Origin of the sequence: Caballeronia novacaledonica (genome assembly GCF_900258035.1) — a bacterium.
Taxonomy (GTDB): Bacteria; Pseudomonadota; Gammaproteobacteria; order Burkholderiales; family Burkholderiaceae; genus Caballeronia; species Caballeronia novacaledonica.
The window spans coordinates 144072-162752 of the sequence record NZ_OGTP01000010.1; the positions used below are offsets into that span (position 1 = coordinate 144072).

Below are 18681 nucleotides of genomic sequence, written 5' to 3' on the forward strand. Positions count from 1 at the left end.
CTTCGTCGGTGGGTCAGTCGATATCCGGCACGCGCGCGAGACGGCGGCGCTGCCAGCCTTTTTCAACGAAATGCAGATAAACGATGCCCGGCACGCCGAGCAGCAGTTCGCGCGCGCGCTTGGCGAGCGACAGCGCGAGCGCGGCCTCGGGCGGCAAGCCGACCAGACGCGCGAGCAACAGATAGCCGCCTTCCTGCACGCCGAGCGAGCCGGGAATGGCGAAGGCCGCGCCGCGAATCGCCTGGCCGAGACTTTCCAGCAGCAGCGCTTCGGCCCAGCCGACCGGATGGCCGAGCAGATGCAGCGCGAGCCATACTTCGCCGGTGCCGACGATCCAGCCGACGAGACTCAAGCCGAAGCTCGACGCCACCTTGCCGCGCTCGCGATACATTTCGTGCACGGCGGCATCGACGGCTTCGGCGCGCGTGACGAGCGACGACCAGTCGCGCTTGGCCGAGAATTTCGCGGCGATGCCCGACGCGAAGCGCATCGCGCGGCCGAAGAGACCGCGCCGCTGCGCGAGATAGAAGCCGAAGATCATGAGACCGATCACGCCGATCACCGAGAGCACCGCGATCGTCACGGTCGAAGACGAACCGCCTGCCGCATAGCCTGTGAGCAGCACGACGCCGATCAGCGCGAAGATCAGTTGCGCGACGGTCTGCATCGTCGTGCTGACGGTGATGACGGCGGCCGCGTCGCGCGCGCGCATGCCGCGCTGCGCGAGATAGCGGACCATCAGCATCGGCCCGCCGATCTGGCCCGCGGGCATCAGGCTGTTCACCGATTCGCCGGCCCAGCGCGCGAGCAACGCGTCGATGACGGAAACGTCGCGCTGCCGCTCGGGGAAGAGCACGCTGATCGCGCCGGCATCGATGACGAGCGGCACGAAGTGAAAGGCCGCCACCGCGACCAGCCCCCAGCCCGCCGCGGCCAGCGTCGATGCGACCGAACCGAAGCCTTGCCAGCCGAGCAGCGCGACGAACAGCACCACGCCGACCGACAGCAGGAATGTGCCCGCGCGGCTCATGCCTGTCCGTTCTTGCCGCCCTTGCGGCGAAAGACCTGCCTGAACCCAAAATACGCGATCGAGTCTTTCATGTTCGAGATGAAGCGCTGGAACGGACGCATGTTGGGGTTCGTCACGTACTCGAACGTGAGCGACACGCGCATCTCGTTCTCGCCGAGCGGCGTCACGCGATGGCGCAGCTTGTCGCCATCGAAAAGCACGAACGCGCCGGGCGGATATTGCACCGAGCCGGGCTGATCCGGAATGCCGGGCGTCTTGGTGTGCAGTTCGTAGTCGAGCTTGCAGGACGAATCGTCGATCACGCCGAGCAGCAGCGTGTAGCGGCGGCCGTCGTAGTACGAGGTGTCGTAATGCCAGCCGATATGGTCGCCGGGACGCGTATAGAAATACAGCGCGTAGGCGTGCGGATCGTCTTGCGGCGAGAGTTGCAGCTTGTCGCCGGTGATGGTTTCCAGCCACTTGATGAGCGCTTCCGACCGATACAAGTCCGCGATGAACGGCGCGAGCTTGTCGAGCGTATGACGGCTCACGCTGCCGCCCGCCTTGTGACCCGGCAGATAGTTGCGGTTCACGGACGGCATCACGTCATGCACGGCGGCGATCAGACGTTCCGTGTAGTCGCGCGGCAGGAAGTCTTCGATGTAGAGAAACGAGCTTTGCTCGTTGTACTCGTCGCGCAGCTTCGGCGTGTGCAGCGCGGCGAGCCGCGCGTTCAGGGTCGAATCGATGTCGCGCTTCGACGGGCGGCTCACCGCCTCGACATGCGCGGATTGCATCAGCGTGTTATCCGGAGTTGCCGTATCGCTCATCTCACCGCCTGGAAATCTTTGTCGTCTTTTGCATGGGTGGCCTGCGCGCGGCGCTTCAACTGCGCGGTCACGCGTTGATAGTCCACCGCCACGTAAATGGCGAAGAGCGGCGCGCCGATCGCCGCCGCGATCAGAAACGGCGTCATGCCGTTCAGGATGGTCACGACCGGCAGCAGATACAGCACGTCTTCCGTCTCGAATCCGGCCATCGACGCCTGTTTGGTGCCGGACTTGCCGACCATCGACTCGATCCGCATGCGCAGGAAGAAGATCAGCGCGACCGCCACGCCCGCGATGCCGCCGAGCCATTGCGCAGGCAGGATCATCGACGGGTGATGCACGGCGACGTAAAACCCGATGCCGAGAAAAAGCAGCACGGTCACGAGCGCGTCGCACGCGAGGTCGTAGAAGTGGCCGATCTTGCTCGACTGCCCGCTGATGCGCGCGAGCTCGCCGTCGGTGTGATCGACGAGGTTCGACAGCGCGATCAGAAGCGCGCCGACCGTGCACATCCAGAACTGGCCGAGCGACAAATAATACGCGCCGGCCAGACCGATGGCGAGGCGCAGCGTAGTCAGATGATTAGGCGTTACCGGCGTGCCGACGAGCGGCGTGACGAGGCGGCGTGCGAGCCGCGCGTCCCATGTGGTGGGCTCGGGAACGGTCTTAGGACGGGGCGGACACGATTTTGTCATCCCGGAAATATATCGCTAATTCGCCGAAGCTGCATATATTGCGGCCTGGCGTCGCGGCGATAATTCCCTGTTTAGTCAAAGGCCAGCGGGCGTTCTCGAGACTCGCATCCGCGCTGTGCCCGGAATCGGACGCGGCGCGCCGCAGCAATATTTTCCGACCTTCAATCCACTGTTTTAGGCGCGGGCGCCACGTTCGAACCGGCCGCCGCCGTTTCGTTGGAGATGCCGCCGTTCTTGTCGACCGGCAGCGTCACCGTGCGCACCGTGCCGTTGCCGAGCGGGAAGCCCGCGAGCGCGCTGCGCACGAGATAAGGCATCGACTGATAGAGCGAAGGGTCGCCGGTCGAATTGACGGCCGTCACCTTGTACGTTTCGCGGCCGGTCTGTCGGTCGTTCATGCGGATTTGCAGCGCGTGGATGTAGACGGGATAGCTCTGATCGACGTAACCGGTCACGCCCCACGCCCCGTACGGACCCCACGGGCTCCACGGACCGCCCCAGAACGGACCGCCCCAGCCGCCGTACATCGGCCACGGATCGGAGTAGATCGGCTGGCGCACGGTCATCATGTCGCCGCGAACCGAATACGCGAGCGCGACCTGATAGTTCGCGCTTCCCTCGGGAACCTGCCGGAAGTTGTATTTCGACAGCTCGTTCGCAACGAGCGTCTCATAAGTCGTCTGCTCGATGCTGTTCTGCTGCTCGCCCTTGCGCGCGAATGCATACGTGCGCGTGGCGTCGCTGCCGCTCCAGTCGGAGAACGCGGTGACCTGCGTCTGGACGTAGGTCGTGCAACCCGCGAGCCACATCGCCGCGAATATCAGCGCGGTCCATCTGGCGAGCGCCTTGATCGGGAAATTCATGGTCATCCTCACTTCGTTTCGCACCCTTCTCAGTTATAGACAGCACCGCCGCGTCCCGCACGGCGGCGTCCTGTTTTGTGGGTTCCACGACGCGCTGCGCCGCCCGATTCACGATCTCCGGACGGCTTGTACAATGATTCGACCAGGCGCGCACGCGTTGGTGCGCTCGCCCCGCGCACACGAGACGCGGGCGCCGTTCAATCCAAACATGAAGATCTTGCCATGTCTAACACGACCGCATCCGCTGTGATTCGCCGCCAGGACTACACGCCGCCGGCCTTTCTGATCGACTCCGTCGCGCTCGAGTTCGATCTCGTGCCGGCGCGCACGGTCGTGAAGAACACGATGAAGCTGCGCCGAAACCCCGACGCGCCGGGCGATGCGCCGCGCCTCGAATTGATGGGCGAGCAGCTCGAATTCGTGCGCGCGGCGATCGACGGCGTCGCGCACGCGGATGTCCGTGTCCATGAAAACGGACTGTCCATCGGCAATATTCCAGCGGATGCTTTCGAGCTTAGCATCGAGAACATCTGCAATCCGGCCGAGAACACGACGCTCTCCGGACTTTATGTCTCCAGCGGCAACTTCTTCACGCAGTGCGAAGCGGAAGGCTTTCGCCGCATCACCTACTTCCTCGATCGCCCCGACGTGATGGCCACCTACGTCGTCACCCTGCGCGCCGACAAGACCGCGTATCCGGTGCTGCTGTCGAACGGGAATCTGATCGAGGAAGGCGATCTGCCCGAAGGCCGCCATTTCGCCAAATGGGAAGACCCGTTCAAGAAGCCGAGCTATCTGTTCGCGCTCGTCGCGGGCAAGCTCGTGTGCATCGAGGAACGCATCGAATCCGGATCGGGCAAGGAGAAACTGTTGCAGGTCTGGGTCGAGCCGCACGATCTCGACAAGACCCGTCACGCGATGGACTCGCTCATCAATTCGATCCGCTGGGACGAGAAGCGCTTCGGGCTGGAACTGGATCTGGACCGCTTCATGATCGTCGCGGTGAGCGACTTCAACATGGGCGCGATGGAGAACAAGGGCCTCAACATCTTCAATACGAAGTATGTGCTCGCGAATCCCGAAACCGCGACCGACATGGACTTCTCGAATATCGAGGCCGTGGTCGGCCACGAGTATTTCCATAACTGGACGGGCAACCGCGTGACCTGCCGCGACTGGTTCCAGCTCAGCCTGAAGGAAGGCCTGACGGTGTTCCGCGATCAGGAATTCTCCGCCGACATGGCCGCAAGCGACGCCGAAGGCGCCGCGAGCGCCGCGGCGCGAGCGACCAAGCGCATCGAGGACGTGCGCGTGCTGCGTCAGATGCAGTTCGCCGAGGACGCCGGCCCGATGGCGCATCCGGTGCGCCCGGAAAGCTACGTCGAGATCAACAATTTCTACACGATGACCGTCTACGAAAAAGGCTCGGAAGTCGTGCGGATGTATCAGACGCTCTTCGGGCGCGACGGCTTCCGGCGCGGCATGGATCTCTACTTCCAGCGGTTCGACGGCCAGGCCGTGACCTGCGACGACTTCCGCCACGCGCTCGCCGACGCGAACCATCGCGATCTCGCGCAGTTCGAGCGCTGGTACAGCCAGGCGGGCACGCCGCGCGTGTCGGTCCGCGCGCATCATGACGCCGCGAAAGGACGCTATACGCTGACGCTCACGCAGGGTTACGGCGACGGGTCCGAAGCGGCGCGCGAAACCCAGAAAGGTCCGTTGCTGATTCCGTTCTCGGTCGGCCTGATCGGGCAGAACGGCGCGGATCTGCCGCTGCGTCTCGAAGGCGAGAAGGAGCCGAACGGAACGACGCGCGTGCTCGAATTCACGGAGCGCGAGCAGTCCTTCACGTTCGTCGACGTGAACGATACGCCGCTGCCTTCGCTGCTGCGCAATTTTTCAGCGCCGGTGATCGTCGAATACGACTATACGAACGATGAACTCGCGTTCCTGCTCGCGCACGACAGCGATCCGTTCAACCGCTGGGAAGCCGGCCAGCGTCTCGCCACGCGCGAACTGCTCGCGCTCGCCGAACGCGCGGCCAAGGGCGAAGCGCTTGCCATCGACGATCAGGTCATCGCGGCGTTCGCCCGCGTGCTCGACGACACCACGCTCACGCCCGCCTTCCGCGAACTCGCGCTGATGCTGCCATCCGAAAGCTATCTCGCCGAGCAGATGACCGTGTCCGATCCGGCCGCCGTGCACGCGGCGCGCGTCTTCATGAGCCGCCGGCTCGCGTCGCAATTGCGCGACAAGTGGCTCGCGACGTACGAAGCGAACCGCACGCCGGGCGAATATCGTCCGCTGCCGGACGATGCCGGCAAACGCGGCCTGAAGAATCTCTCGCTCGCTTATCTGAGCCAGCTCGACGATCCGCGCGAAGCCGTCAAGCTCGCGCAGGCGCAATACGATGCGGCCAACAACATGACGGATCGCTCGGCGGCGCTCTCCGCCCTGCTGCTCGCGAGCGCGACGAAGGGCGCGGACGCGGCCGTCGCGGATGCGGCGCTCGCGGACTTCTATCGCCGATTCGAGAACGAGGCGCTCGTCGTCGACAAGTGGTTCGCGCTTCAGGCGACGCAGCGCGGCGGCCCGGATCGCAAGGTGATCGAGATCGTGCGCAAGTTGATGCAGCATCAGGCGTTCAACATCAAGAATCCGAATCGCGCGCGCTCGCTGATCTTTAGCTTCTGCAGCGGCAACCCGGCGCAGTTCCACGCCGCCGACGGTTCCGGCTACGCATTCTGGGCCGAACAGGTGATCGCGCTCGACGCGCTCAATCCGCAAGTCGCGGCGCGTCTCGCGCGCGGACTCGAACTCTGGCGGCGTTTCACGCCGCGTTTGCGCGAGAAGATGCACGCGGCGCTGAGCGAAGTCGCGTCGAAGGCCAAATCGCGTGACGTGCGTGAGGTGGTCGAGAAAGCGCTCGCGGCTTAAGCATCGGATTGTCCTTGCGTCCGCCGCGCGAATTTTTCGCGCGGCGCTGTCACACGGGGCGGCCGGGTCGAGCGGTTAGAATCGTGACTATTCGTCTAACGCTCACGGAGCCCTAGCATGTCCTCCATCTCCAGCCGCACCACGCTGTCGAAATACCTCATCGAACAGCAGCGCGAACACCAGAACCTGCCGGCCGATCTGCGTCTCCTGATCGAAGTCATTGCGCGCGCGTGCAAGCAGATCAGCTATCACGTGAGCAAGGGCGCGCTCGGCGAGGCGCTCGGCTCGGCCGGCAGCGAGAACGTTCAGGGCGAAGTGCAGAAGAAGCTCGACGTGCTCTCGAACGAAATCCTGCTCGAAGCCAACGAATGGGGCGGCAATCTGGCCGCGATGGCATCGGAAGAGATGGAAAAGATCTTCCCGATTCCGAACCGCTATCCGAAGGGCAATTACCTGCTGACGTTCGATCCGCTCGACGGCTCGTCGAATATCGACGTCAACGTGTCGATCGGCACGATCTTTTCGGTGCTGCGCTGCCCGGACGGCGTCGAGCCGAGCGAGCAGGCGTTCATGCAGCCGGGATCGGAGCAGGTCGCGGCGGGCTATGCGGTGTACGGCCCGCAGACGGTGCTCGTGCTGACGACCGGCAACGGCGTGAACTGCTTCACGCTCGATCGCGAGCTCGGTTCGTGGGTGCTCACGCAGCGCGACATGACGATTCCGGCCGAAACGCGCGAATACGCGATCAACGCATCGAACACGCGTCACTGGTACGAGCCGGTGCAGCGCTACGTCGATGAACTGAACGACGGCAAGGACGGCGCGCGCAAGGAAGACTTCAACATGCGCTGGATCGCGTCGATGGTCGCGGACGTGCACCGCATCCTGAATCGCGGCGGCATTTTCATGTATCCCGCCGACAAGCGCGATCCGTCGAAGCCCGGCAAGCTGCGGCTGATGTATGAAGCAAACCCGATGGCGTTCATCGTCGAGCAGGCCGGCGGCGCGGCGACCAACGGCGAGCAACGCATCCTCGACATCGTTCCGACCAGCCTGCATCAACGCGTAGCCGTGTTCCTCGGATCGAAGAGCGAAGTCGACCGCGTGACCCGTTACCATCTCGAAAAGAAAAATTGATTCAGGGTATTGCCAAAACGAGAATGCGGTCGCTATAATCTTGTTTCTCTGATGCCGGAATAGCTCAGACGGTAGAGCAGCGCATTCGTAATGCGAAGGTCGGGGGTTCGATTCCTCTTTCCGGCACCAAGTAACTGATTCGTCACGGCTTTTCAGCCACCACGCAAACAACCTAATGAGTTGCTTTCTGTGGAGTCTGAAATGTCCGAAAACAGCAAGACGGAGCCGTCCGTGGTGCGATCCTTCCCGGTCGCACCGAACCGCAAAACACTCACCTTTCGCGAAGTCTGCGATGCGTACATGGCCGCCTACGATGGTCGTGATATTGGACGCGCAGCAACGCTCGCCGTGTGGCTTCCGCTACTCGGTGCCGACACCCTTGCCGCTGAAATCTGTTCGGATGATATTGCCGACGCACTTGAAGTGCTCGCGCAAACCCCGGTGCGCAAGTACATGGGCACGCATCCCGATGGCTCCCCGCACCTAAAACAGTTTGGTCTACCGGCACCCGCCACAGTGAACCGGAAGAAAGCCGTCCTCTCCGCCGTGCTCACATGGGCCGTTCGCCGTCGCCTGATGCCGCGTGGTTACACCAACCCGTGCCGCGAAGTCGAATCGCACAAGGTAAAGAATGCCCGCACCCGCTTCTTAACTAATGCAGAACGAGATCGACTGCTTCGAGTATGCCGCATCAGTTCGTGGGATCGCCTTTATTTGCTGATCCTGCTGGCGCTGACAACCGGGGCGCGCAAATCTGAGCTACTCACCTTACGCTACAGGCAACTTGATCTGGAACGCAGCACCGCCCACTTATTCGCGACCAAAAACGACCGTGAGCGCGTGCTGCCGCTACCCGCCAACGTTATCGACGAAATCCGTCGTTTCGGACGGCCGCCATCGCCCGACGCGCTGCTCTTCCCGTCGCGCTACCGGCCCGGCCAACCGTTCAATATCGGCACGTCATGGACTGCTGCCCTCCGCACCGCACGGATTGAAAATTTTCGCTTTCACGATTTGAGACATTGTTGCGCAAGTCTGCTCGCGCAGTCCGGTGCGTCCCTAATTCAAATAGCGGATGTGCTCGGTCATCAAAGCACTGAAATGGCAAAGCGTTACAGCCATTTGACCCTCACGCATAAGGCCGAACTTGTAAATCGCGTACTGGGCGACATTCGATGACCCGCCGCCCGAAGCCACGGAGCGACACTTTAGAAAACGAAGTGCGTCTGGTGCTTCGGGAATTGCGCGACCAAAAGTTTATTGATACATATCCAGACGGCAGCGAATTCGGACAGGATTTGCTCGGCGCAACCGAGTTCCTTTTGCCGCTGGAAAAACCCCGCGTGGTTCCACTCAACGAAATGCGCGTGATCGTGCAGGCGATAAAAAAGGATGATCGCGCCGACGATATCCTTGCGGCCACGCTAACCCGAACGACTGCACATGAAGCGCTATATCTGACGCAGAAGGCGCAACGACTCGCCCCGCTCGCACGCGGTCATATTTCTCCGCTCGAACATGCAGCAATCTTGCGCGCCAATGTCGAACTTCGTCGGACACATCCCGGCATAGGCAAAATGAAACGCGCAATGATGTTGTCCGAACGGTTCGGGCGAGAAGCCGACACGATCCGCAAATTGTTGCCCTCGCAACCGCGAGGACGACCGCCCAAAAAATAAACTCGATGTACCTTCGCAATAAATTTAATGGCACTCGTTGATGTGCCATTTTTTTTTTCGCGAATCTGAGGGTGCGCGGTCGGGAAGCCGTGGCGAATCAAACGCGGAGAACTGTCTATGTCGAATCAAGCCCTGCCCCTAACGGGCAAAGAGCCGGATACTTGGCGCAAGCTGAACAGCCACCTGTTCAAGACGGACGAAGGTTTCAAGTGGTTCTGGCAAAAGAACAAAGCAGCGCTGATTGGCTCGGGCGCGGTGATCGTGCTCGGCAATCGACTGCTCACCACTGATCCCGACAAGCTGCGCGATGTGATTTTGGGCATTGGTCGGCAAGAAGCGCAGCGACTGTGTGCATCGGCTGAACCCGTCGCGCTTGTTGCTAAGTCGCCCTCGGAAGGCTGCCGCTCGGTAAAGCGCGCCCAGTCTAACTCTGAAACCGCGTGAGCCACGCACTGTCCGTCGCTGTGGCCCAAACCAACGATGTGCATCGCGAATGGGTCACGGAAAATATCGCCGAACGCACGCGCCTTTGGATGACGCAGACCGCCGAGCGGGGCAAACTGTGAGCACCGATCCGACGACCCGCCGGCGCGGCAGGAAGGCGACGACGCCGACGCCTGAGGCCGAAGCCGTCGCGCGGTTCAACTCGCGCCACAGGATAGCGTCCGCCAATGGCCGGCGCATGGAACCGTCTGACGTCATCCGGCCGTCTGACGAGATCGAGCCGCCGGCGCACGAGCCGCCAGCCGAGAACGCCGGTAAGGCAAAACTCAGGAAGGCGAGCGCCGCCGATCTGGCCGACCTGCTGGCCGCCGATCCTGCGCTCGCGCCGGCGCTGCGTTTCAATATGTTTCGTCGCCGCGTCGCCGTGGTTGCGTCATTGCCGTGGGAGCACGATGGCGACACATTAGTCGACACTGACCTTGCGGAACTTCAGGTCTATGCCGAGACACGGCACCGGCTGATAGCCAGCATCGACGCGCTGTATGTGGCCGTCAACATGCACGCATGGCGTCATCGGTTCAACCCGCTGCGCGACTATCTGCTGAGTCTGCAATGGGACGGCGTGCGCCGACTCGACACTTGGCTGGCTGTCTACTGCGGCGCCGCGAGAAACAAATTCAATTCGGCCGCCGGCCGCAAGACGCTAGTCGGCGCTGTCGCTCGTGCGGTTCAACCTGGCGTGAAGCTCGACACCATGCTTGTGCTCGAAGGCGAGCAAGGTATTTTCAAATCGACGTTGATTCGCGAACTGGCCGGCGCCGAGTACTTCAACGACGCCATGTTGAACTTTGCCGACGCTCGCGGCGCGGCCGAACAAATGCAGGGCTGTTGGCTGTGGGAAGTGAGCGAACTGGCCGGCATGAGCCGCGCCGAAGTGACGGCGATCAAGCGGTTTTTGAGCGCATCCGAGGACAAGGTGAGACACGTTTTCAAGCGCATGGCCGAGACGGTACCGAGATCCTGCGTTTTCATCGGCACCACCAACCCCGATGCAACCGGCGAATATCTGCGCGATTCATCCGGCGCGCGACGCTTCTGGCCGGTTGCCGTGCGGCGCATCAACATCGCCGCTATCCGGCGCGATCGTGACCAACTGTGGGCCGAAGCCGTTGCCGCTTTTGTAGCTAGTGAAAAACACTGGCTAGAGGACCGTTCCGTCATCAAATCCCAAGTGAAAGAGGCCCAAAAAAGGACCGTCACAAGCCCGTGGATCGAGCGCACACAACGTTACATCGACGCTAATCCGCTGAAAAACACGCTCACCACGGCCGAGATTTTCGAGGCTGCGCGGGGTAGATCAGCTGATTCACGCTCAAGCGAGGACTTAAAGCACATCGCGGATGCACTTACGAAGGCCGGGTTTTGCAAGAAATCCACGAATAAGCGCAATGTCTGGATACGTTCTGGAACGGACGGCAAACCGACGTCGGATAAGGACGGCAGCGATTATGAGCGGGCGAGCAATGGAACCTAGACGGTCCACTAGGATCCACTTTTTGAGGGGTACGGTTCACCACAGTTCACCGCTCAACCCCTTTGTTTATATACCTCTATCCAATAAGTGGACCCTAGTGGACCGTGTATGTAGACACACGTAAGAGATTGAAAGGGAGTTAAGGGAAGCAACAAAAGGACAGGGAGACATAGAAAGTACGGTCCACCGGTCCACACGGTTCACCGAATGACCGGAAGGACATCCAGTATGCGTTTGCGGGATAGACCGTCTGTTCGGGCGGTTCATCGAACCAATGCCTGGGAGAGGTTGACATGACGAACGAAGCGAGCATGAGCGCGAAGGAACGCGACGCGCTGCGCGAAGTGGTGCGCCTGAATGGGCGCGTGGCAAAGACCGCTATCGACGAATACGCCGCGACCCTGCGCGCTCGCATGGAAGAAAACTTGTCGCAGATATTCGACGAGGACGACGAGCGATGGGCCGAACTCGTCGCGCACGCCAATCAAGTAGGCCGTGAAGCCGACGATAGGCTAAAGGCCATTGCAAAGGCGTCAGGTATCCCGCTGGAAAACGCGCCGGGCTTCGTTTGCGCGTTCATCAACCGTGGCCGATATGGTTTGAAAGATCGTCGCGCCGAAGTGCGCAAGGCCGGTAACGCAAAGATCGACGCCCGCGTGAAAAATGCCCGCGCGCAGCTAGAGCGCGCGCTGGCCGCCAAGCATACGGAACTCATCGCAGGTTCTCTGACGAGCGAGCAAGCCAAGGCCACGCTCGCGAGCATGCCGACGCCCGAGCAACTGCTACCGCCGATGAAGAAGCGCGACATTGAAGAACTTCTATCCGGCAATCCGTCCGCGCTGTTGCTTTCCGCCCAAAGTCTCAACGAAGAGGATTATTGATCATGACCCGCGAATCCCCGACGTGGAAGGCGGCCGCCATGCTATCTGGCGAACTCATGGCCGCACTTGCGCATCTCGACAAGCATCCGAAGCCGTGCGCCGACGTGCGCGCCGATATTGAACGGCTTCTCAATGACACCTGCGCCGATCCCGTGCGCTGCGCAATGGTCGGCGCTTGGCTACTGCTCACCAATGGCACGGGCCGCGCCTATCGCGCATCGGAAGACGGCGACGCCGAGCTAAAGGCATTCGGCGCGCTTGTGCGCCTGATCCGCGATCGGCTCGACGACCTGGCTGTCGATCCCGCCGACGACCCGCCGGCGACCTTGCACTGACGGAGCGCTCGAACCCATGAAACGCGACGACGCCGGCCCGATGATCCCGCGCGCATGGGCGCTTCACGCGCTCGTGGTGAGCCTGTCCTACCAAGTGCGCGACGAGCTACACGGCTTCGTGCGCGGCGACCTGTGCATCCGCGAACGGGTGACGGAAGACTTGCTCGACATTGGACACGGCACGCTGCGAAAACGCGAGCAATTGGGAAAGCTGACGCTCACCGTGCACCGCGACGCAAGCGGCCGGCGCTGGTTTTCTCTGCTCGAAATCGCGAACGAAATGATCGACGGACGCATCGCGAGAAACATGGGAAAAGACGTGAAGTAATCCGCTCGACGATCGTCCATTCTTTGATGACAACGGCCCGCACATCGTGAGCCGATCACATCATCGGGAGACGAGAGCATGGCCGTTACCGTTACCGACTTAGGGCGCGCCCTGCACGCCATCATGCGCGCCAACAGTGTCACGGACGCCTATCACACGGACGTGGTTAAAGCCTATCCGGCTGTTGCGGCGCTGCTCAAAGGCGCGATCGACACCGGCGGCTGGCTGTCGCCTTCCGCATCGCAATTTGGCGACTTGATCGCGACCGCGCCAAGCCGCTCGATACTCGCTGCAATCGACGCCGTGAGTCCGTTTAGGCGCTCGAAGCCCGGCGTCGATGTGCTCGTGAGCATGGATCGCCCGGCGGCCGCATGGCGCGTCGAAACGCAACCGATCGCCGTGACCAACTGGAATTTCACGACGGTGCGCCTTACCGGCGACAAGAGCATTGCCGGCATCGTCGTCACAAGCGTCGAAGCGTCAAAGGAGCTAGGCCCGGAATTCACGCGACAGATATCCAACGACGCCGCATCCGAAATCAACTATGCCGAATCGAGCGCGCTGCTCGACGTGAGCAACGACGGCACCGGCACCGCCCCGGCTTCAATCACATCGAGCGGCATCATCGTCGAATCGACTGGCGCTGACGCCGCCAGTCTGCGCGCCGATCTGAACACACTGCTGAGCCAGTATCGCGGCGACCTGAGTCGCGCTGTCTGGGCTGTGTCGTCAGCGACCGCCGTGCGCCTTGCGCTGGCTGGCGACTCGCTAGGCGACGCCGACGTGAACATGACCGGCGGGTTTTTCGCTGGCCTTCCGCTGTGCTCTGCGAACGGCGTGCCGGACAATCAAGTCTCGTTGATCGACGCGAGCGGCACCGTGCTTTTTGATGGTGGCGTGAGCATCGACGTGAGCAGAAACGCGCTGCTGAAGAACGGCGAAACCGAAATTCTGAACCTGTACCAAGGCAATTACCTTGGCTACAAATTCGTGCGCGTGCTCGATTGGGAAACCGGCCGCCCCGATTCCGTGGCGTCGCTGGTCGGCATCCCGTGGACCGCCACGCCCGCACCTTAAAGTCCCTGACGCCATGCCCCCCGACGACGCCCCGGCCCGATCGAGCGCCAGCACCGTCATGTGCGAGGCGGCGAACGCTCACGCACTGCGCGAACGCTGGCACCGCACGCGCCTGCTCGAACGCGCCGTGCTGGCCGCCGTGCGCCGTGGCCGCAAGCTGACACTCGACGACACCGCGGACGCCGCGGTGCGCACGATCACCAATGCCGTGCTCGATCTGCCCGAAGCCGATCGAGGACTGGCCGTCTGCTATGTGCTGATCGACTTCGATGACGTGCATGCCCGCTGGCGCGTGTTAGCGGAACTCGACGGCGGACATCGAACTCGCGCGCTTGCCCTGCCCTATCCGACGTGAAGGAGATAACCATGTGCACCGACTATTCGCCCGCTTGCACCTGCTATCGCGACGCCCGCGAGTATCAACGCGAGCAAACCCGGCAAGCGGTCGGCAGTCGCATCGAGCATGCCGTTCTCGCGCTGCTCGACAACCCGGCCGCGCTCGTGGCGTCGGCGCTGGCCGTGCGGCTGGCCGATCTGATCCGCGCGCAACTCGACGACGGCGAACGCGTGAGCGACCTGCTCGTGACGCATCACGGCGGCGCTTTCTTCTGGCTCGAAGGCGACGGCGCACAGCATCACGCCCGGTTCGACGACGCCGTGAACGCCGCGCCTATCCGGCTCGTTGCCTGATATCGAGGTTCAAAACATCATGCGCCGATCCTGGCTGCTGACGTGGCGCACGAGGCGCGGCACTCACGCGCTCGTGCTGCCGCGTCTGCTCGTGCTGCCGCTCGCGCTCGTGTTGTTCTTCGTGCTCACGCCCGTGGATCTGCTCGTGTGGATCTGGCGCGCACTCGCACATCATCATCAACATGACACCGGAGACACCGCCATGACCGGCACCGCATCGACGATCGACGCCGAGCGCGACGACGCTAACCCGCTGGTTCCGATCTGGAATCTGCTACTCGCATCGGGCCAAGGCATGTACAACGATCGCATCCCCGATCACGCGCGCACGACCGCCGAAGCCGTCTTTGCGCATCTGCTCGCTTGCGCTGCTGCGTTCGGGTTCCGGCAAGGCGACCGACTGCGCGCGCTGTGTGCGAGCGGCCGGCACGAGAGCGACGACGCGATCGCACTCGCGCATGCGGCCGTCGATCACGTGCCCGCCGAGGCATTGCGGGACGCACTCAAACGCGCCGGCTTTCCCGCTGCTGTGACCGAACTCGCGACTCGCGCGAACGCATCGCGGGGTGACACCGTGGGGGGTGACTTGTAAAAAAAAAATGCTTCACTTGGACACCGCGCGAGATCATCTATTTCTTCAGAAGTGGCTTTTTCCCCTAACCAGACGGGAGCCGTCCATGACCGCAAAGGCCCGTGAAGCCAGTCCATTCGCCAGTGCGCCGGAGCCTGTCGCACCGCGTAATTGGAACCGTCGTCAGAAAGCGTTATTCCGGCGCGTCGTGGAAAGCTTCCCGCCGAATCATTTTCGGCAGAGCGACGAAGCGGACTTGAAAACCTTCGTGCTGGCGTCACTCGAAGCCGACGACTTAGAGCGCACGCTGTTCGAAGAAGGGCTTGTGTTGACCGATGCGAAAACCGGCCGGCGCTATCCGCATCCGGCGGCGATCCTGCGTGATCGCGCATGGGTTCGACTGAGCGGAGCCGCCACGAAACTGCGCATTCACCTGTCATCGAGAGCGCGCGCCGAAGATGTTTTCGTGGCGGCGAAGCGCGCGAGCGCGGCGAGCATGCGCCCGTGGGACTACGGCGCGGAATCCGCGAAGCCGAAGCGCAACGGCAAGAGCAACGGCGACCGGGCCGCAACGTACTTTGAGCAATGAGAGGAGACGACGCCATGAACACGAAAGTCCAAGGCCCGCACGACGGTTATCTGCGCGAGCATCCGCGCAATCAGAATATGCGGCTCGAAATCAAGAGCGCCGACGAGAGCACACGGCAGATATCGGGCGTCGCATCGACCGGCGATATCGACAGAATGAATGACGTGCTCGATCCGGCCGGCGGCAAGTGGTCCACGCCGATTCCGTTATTGCATGGGCACGACTATGCGCAAGTGATCGGCAACGTGACGAGCATGAAGCGCACCGCGCGCGGCATCGAATTCGTAGCTCGAATCGCCAAACTCGACACGCCCGAAAACCTGCGGCAACGGCTCGACGAGATATGGGCGCTGGTTCGCTCGAAGTTGCTGGCGCACGTGTCGATCGGCTTCCGGCCGCTCACGTGGCGGCCGCGCGACGACGGCCGGGGCATGCTTTTCACGGAATTCGAGGTTTTGGAACTGAGCATTGTTCCGATCCCGGCGAACGGCAACGCCCGAATCGAGAGTTTCAGCGAAGCCGCGAGCTATACCCCGTCCGCGATCGACGCCGAAATCGACGCGGTGTTAGCCCGCTCGCGTATGCCATCGAACCCACGCAGTTATACCGCTCATGTGGTGCGGCTTGACGGCAAACCGGCTGCGAAGCCTGACGTTGTTGTACGGCTCACGCCCGCCGACTGGCAAGGCGTGAAGCAATAGCCGGCTAGAGAGCGACGCCCTGTGAACGACGACAATGCTGCTACTTATAGTCTGTCGCCTTATAGTCGTCATTTATGGACAATCTTAGCCTGGTAAGTTAGGGCTTGAGCATGGTCAGACAACCGAGCGACTCTCTCCGCGCCGTATTAGCCGAGAACATCAAGACGTTCCGTAAGGAAAAGAGTTTTTCCCAAGAAGAGCTAGCGGAGCGTTGTGGCTTGCACCGAACATATATCGGCTCAGTTGAGCGTCACGAAAGAAACGTAACACTCAGCACGCTTGAGGTTTTGGCCTCAACTTTGGGTGTAACAGTTGCGGAGTTGCTTACCGATCGTGAAAGCCCCATCAAATAACAAACAGATGGGAAATTTGAGTGAGCCTTTCAGAAAACGAAATTCGCGAAATAGTTGAGACGCTGCTTCGCCTTACGCCTACGCAACAGGCGTGGATCAAATCCGCAATTCATGCGTTTGGGGCTAATTGCCAATTTCACCGCGCCCCTGATTCTGATGTGATATCGGATGCTGTACTGGCCTCTTTCGGTGATCGTCTGTTGAGCCACCATGCGGGGAGCCGGCAGGCTCTGAGCAAAGATCGCTTCGAGTTTTCGTTTGAGTCCGCTCTAAACGAGTCTGGCATTACGGCCCAGCTCGTGAAAAGCCGGACGAACCGAGGTCATGACCTCACCATTCTTGGAATTCCGGTCAGCCTCAAGACAGAAGCCGCAGCCAGTATCAAGGACGACTCAATTCACGTCAGCAAGTGGATGGAGCTTGGTCGGGGCGAATGGAAGTTACCTCAGCTTCTGGCTTTGTTCCTTGAGCACATGCAGAGCTATGAACGCATCTTCACGCTGCGACGCCTGAAAGATGCCGGTGCCATGATCCGCTACGAACTTGTCGAAATCCCCAAAGCGCTGCTCCTTGAGGCGGCGAACTGCGAACTAAAGGTGTGTACCGATAGCACACAGGATCCGCAGCCGGGCTATGGCTATGTCAAAGATGCAAATGGTCAGCTTAAGTACGCGCTGTATTTCGATGGGGGCACAGAGCGCAAGCTCCAGATCAAACACTTGCGAAAAAACCTCTGCAAGGTGCATGCGACCTGGGTTTTTGGCTCAGTGCCCGCGTAACAACCGCTCGCGCGCGAGTTCTGCATATTCCGCGTTCAGTTCAATACCTACGCACTTCCTTCCCAACTCATTGCAAACAACGCCAGTCGTCCCTGACCCGAAAAACGGGTCAAGGACCTGGCCGTTCTCGCGCGACCCTGCCGCTACGCAGAGGCGGACAAGCGCGCGCGGATAAACTGCAAAATGACTGCCGGGGTAAGGCTCGGTATTGATGTTCCAGACCGTACGCCGGTTCTTCGACTTCTGTTTCTTGTCCGCCGCAGGCTCCATGATCGCTTGCCAGTCGTAGTAATACTTCTCTGACTTGGAAAACAAGAATACGTACTCGTGGGAGCGGGTAGGGCGATCCTTCACGCTCTCAGGTTGACAGTTCGGCTTGTTCCAGATGATGTCTGTACGCAGATACCAGCCGTCAGCCTGAAGTGCGAAGGCCAATCGCCAAGGTACACCGATCAAGTCCTTCGGCTTCAGGCCGGCGGGCGTCGGGGCTCGATAATCCATTGCCCGCCCCTTGTTCTTGCTGTCAGCATCCCGCCAAGTCCGCCCGCCGGACGTGTAGCTATCCCCGATGTTCAACCATAGAGTGCCTTCATCGGAGAGAGTGCGCCGAACCTCCCGGAACAGGCGAACTAGGTCCGCAATGTACTCCTCTACCGTAGTCTCTGCCCCGATCTGCCCGTCGATGCCGTAATCCCTCAACCCCCAGTAAGGCGGCGATGTTACGGCGCAATCAAAGTACCCGTTGGGCATCTCGTGCAGGATTCGGCGCGCGTCGCCCACGACAATTTTGCAGCGATTAGTCGCTTTTTCAGCCAGGTGAGTGTCCAGCGTTCTGTCGTCAGTGTCAAAAAGATCTGTTAGCAGGGTAGCTTCATCCAGATTGGACCCGCTACCCTTCGGCGTTTTGAGAGACATCGAGTTGCGCTCATAAAAATTTGCTACTTATAGTATTCATTTAACATCTTTCTGTCAAGGCTGATGGCGAGCTTCAGAACGCCGACAAGAACGCGCGACAGATCTCTCCAAGCTGGCTATAGCTGCAATGGGTAGTGCGTGATACGCAGCGTGACCGTTGGTGCCAAAGGGCGCTTCGACGTGACTTTTCGTGTATGATTGCGCCGCGTTGTGGCTGGATGGCATTCGTAATGCGAAGGTCGGGGGTTCGATTCCTCTTTCCGGCACCACAATAAATCCGTCAAAGCCTTATAGACAAAGGCTCTCCGGCTGAAAGAGGTCCTCCAAGTGT

The 18681-nt window shown here is 61.2% G+C and carries 23 protein-coding genes and 1 tRNA gene; 18 read left to right on the forward strand and 6 right to left on the reverse strand.

The window, feature by feature from the left end; genetic code table 11:
* Positions 1–13: 13 nt before the first annotated feature.
* From NOV72_RS16500 to NOV72_RS16515, 4 genes are all read right to left on the reverse strand, one after another.
* Positions 14–1030: a flippase-like domain-containing protein gene (locus tag NOV72_RS16500; RefSeq protein WP_106855667.1), complete on the reverse strand. Its 1017-nt coding sequence runs from the start codon at positions 1028–1030 to the stop codon at positions 14–16.
* Complete coding sequence (locus tag NOV72_RS16505) at positions 1027–1839, reverse strand: HalD/BesD family halogenase (protein WP_106855668.1); 813 nt, start codon at positions 1837–1839, stop codon at positions 1027–1029. The genes NOV72_RS16500 and NOV72_RS16505 overlap by 4 nt, the downstream gene beginning before the upstream one ends.
* Positions 1836–2534: a CDP-alcohol phosphatidyltransferase family protein gene (locus tag NOV72_RS16510; protein WP_106855669.1), complete on the reverse strand. Its 699-nt coding sequence runs from the start codon at positions 2532–2534 to the stop codon at positions 1836–1838. Before NOV72_RS16510 ends, NOV72_RS16505 begins: the two co-directional genes overlap by 4 nt.
* A gap of 161 nt (positions 2535–2695) precedes the next feature.
* On the reverse strand, positions 2696–3397 hold the full coding sequence (locus NOV72_RS16515; protein ID WP_106855670.1) for a DUF4136 domain-containing protein: 702 nt from the start codon (positions 3395–3397) through the stop codon (positions 2696–2698).
* A 222-nt stretch (positions 3398–3619) separates the two neighbouring features.
* On the opposite strand from NOV72_RS16515, the gene pepN reads away from it, so the two are divergent.
* The 10 genes from pepN to NOV72_RS16565 all read left to right on the forward strand — a co-directional run bounded on the left by pepN (position 3620) and on the right by NOV72_RS16565 (position 12675).
* Entirely contained in the window at positions 3620–6337 is a 2718-nt protein-coding gene (gene pepN, locus NOV72_RS16520) for an aminopeptidase N (protein WP_106855671.1), read from the forward strand.
* Positions 6338–6454: 117 nt separating this feature from the next.
* Positions 6455–7474 carry a class 1 fructose-bisphosphatase gene (locus NOV72_RS16525; RefSeq protein WP_106855672.1) on the forward strand — a complete coding sequence of 340 codons (1020 nt, stop codon included), beginning with the start codon at positions 6455–6457 and terminating at the stop codon, positions 7472–7474.
* A gap of 53 nt (positions 7475–7527) precedes the next feature.
* Positions 7528–7603, forward strand: a tRNA-Thr gene (locus NOV72_RS16530).
* Between the two features lie 72 nt (positions 7604–7675).
* Positions 7676–8653, forward strand: coding sequence for a tyrosine-type recombinase/integrase (locus tag NOV72_RS16535; protein ID WP_106855673.1), 978 nt, complete (start codon positions 7676–7678; stop codon positions 8651–8653).
* On the forward strand, positions 8650–9153 hold the full coding sequence (locus tag NOV72_RS16540; protein ID WP_106855674.1) for a hypothetical protein: 504 nt from the start codon (positions 8650–8652) through the stop codon (positions 9151–9153). The genes NOV72_RS16535 and NOV72_RS16540 overlap by 4 nt, the downstream gene beginning before the upstream one ends.
* Before the next feature lie 117 nt (positions 9154–9270).
* Entirely contained in the window at positions 9271–9597 is a 327-nt protein-coding gene (locus NOV72_RS16545) for a hypothetical protein (protein ID WP_106855675.1), read from the forward strand.
* A gap of 118 nt (positions 9598–9715) precedes the next feature.
* Positions 9716–11131 (forward strand): virulence-associated E family protein, encoded by a 1416-nt coding sequence (locus NOV72_RS16550; protein ID WP_181291071.1) that lies wholly within the window; start codon positions 9716–9718, stop codon positions 11129–11131.
* A 293-nt stretch (positions 11132–11424) separates the two neighbouring features.
* Positions 11425–12012, forward strand: a complete 588-nt coding sequence (locus NOV72_RS16555; protein WP_106855677.1) for a hypothetical protein — start codon at positions 11425–11427, stop codon at positions 12010–12012.
* Positions 12013–12014: 2 nt separating this feature from the next.
* Positions 12015–12347 carry a hypothetical protein gene (locus NOV72_RS16560; RefSeq protein ID WP_106855678.1) on the forward strand — a complete coding sequence of 111 codons (333 nt, stop codon included), beginning with the start codon at positions 12015–12017 and terminating at the stop codon, positions 12345–12347.
* 16 nt (positions 12348–12363) lie between these two features.
* The gene (locus tag NOV72_RS16565; protein ID WP_106855679.1) at positions 12364–12675 is read left to right on the forward strand and encodes a hypothetical protein; all 312 of its coding nucleotides are present in this window, start codon (positions 12364–12366) and stop codon (positions 12673–12675) included.
* A 173-nt stretch (positions 12676–12848) separates the two neighbouring features.
* Here NOV72_RS16565 and NOV72_RS32325 read toward each other — a convergent pair whose 3' ends face one another.
* Positions 12849–13028: a hypothetical protein gene (locus NOV72_RS32325; RefSeq protein WP_181291082.1), complete on the reverse strand. Its 180-nt coding sequence runs from the start codon at positions 13026–13028 to the stop codon at positions 12849–12851.
* Here NOV72_RS32325 and NOV72_RS16570 point away from each other — a divergent pair.
* The 8 genes from NOV72_RS16570 to NOV72_RS16605 all read left to right on the forward strand — a co-directional run bounded on the left by NOV72_RS16570 (position 13021) and on the right by NOV72_RS16605 (position 17435).
* Entirely contained in the window at positions 13021–13752 is a 732-nt protein-coding gene (locus NOV72_RS16570) for a hypothetical protein (RefSeq protein ID WP_483862440.1), read from the forward strand. The genes NOV72_RS32325 and NOV72_RS16570 overlap by 8 nt on opposite strands.
* 13 nt (positions 13753–13765) lie before the next feature.
* Positions 13766–14107: a hypothetical protein gene (locus NOV72_RS16575; protein ID WP_146150011.1), complete on the forward strand. Its 342-nt coding sequence runs from the start codon at positions 13766–13768 to the stop codon at positions 14105–14107.
* Positions 14108–14118: 11 nt separating this feature from the next.
* Positions 14119–14442 carry a hypothetical protein gene (locus NOV72_RS16580; RefSeq protein ID WP_146150012.1) on the forward strand — a complete coding sequence of 108 codons (324 nt, stop codon included), beginning with the start codon at positions 14119–14121 and terminating at the stop codon, positions 14440–14442.
* A gap of 19 nt (positions 14443–14461) precedes the next feature.
* A complete protein-coding gene (locus NOV72_RS16585; protein WP_106855683.1) occupies positions 14462–15034 on the forward strand; it encodes a hypothetical protein in 573 nt (190 codons plus the stop codon).
* Positions 15035–15041: 7 nt separating this feature from the next.
* Positions 15042–15602, forward strand: coding sequence for a hypothetical protein (locus NOV72_RS16590; RefSeq protein WP_181291073.1), 561 nt, complete (start codon positions 15042–15044; stop codon positions 15600–15602).
* Between the two features lie 14 nt (positions 15603–15616).
* Positions 15617–16303 (forward strand): HK97 family phage prohead protease, encoded by a 687-nt coding sequence (locus tag NOV72_RS16595; RefSeq protein ID WP_181291074.1) that lies wholly within the window; start codon positions 15617–15619, stop codon positions 16301–16303.
* Between the two features lie 110 nt (positions 16304–16413).
* Positions 16414–16656, forward strand: coding sequence for a helix-turn-helix domain-containing protein (locus NOV72_RS16600; protein ID WP_106855686.1), 243 nt, complete (start codon positions 16414–16416; stop codon positions 16654–16656).
* A gap of 20 nt (positions 16657–16676) precedes the next feature.
* Positions 16677–17435, forward strand: a complete 759-nt coding sequence (locus tag NOV72_RS16605; RefSeq protein ID WP_146150014.1) for a restriction endonuclease — start codon at positions 16677–16679, stop codon at positions 17433–17435.
* Here NOV72_RS16605 and NOV72_RS16610 read toward each other — a convergent pair.
* Complete coding sequence (locus NOV72_RS16610; RefSeq protein ID WP_106855688.1) at positions 17421–18350, reverse strand: DNA-methyltransferase; 930 nt, start codon at positions 18348–18350, stop codon at positions 17421–17423. The two genes, NOV72_RS16605 and NOV72_RS16610, sit on opposite strands and share 15 nt — an antisense overlap.
* Positions 18351–18681 lie beyond the last annotated feature (331 nt).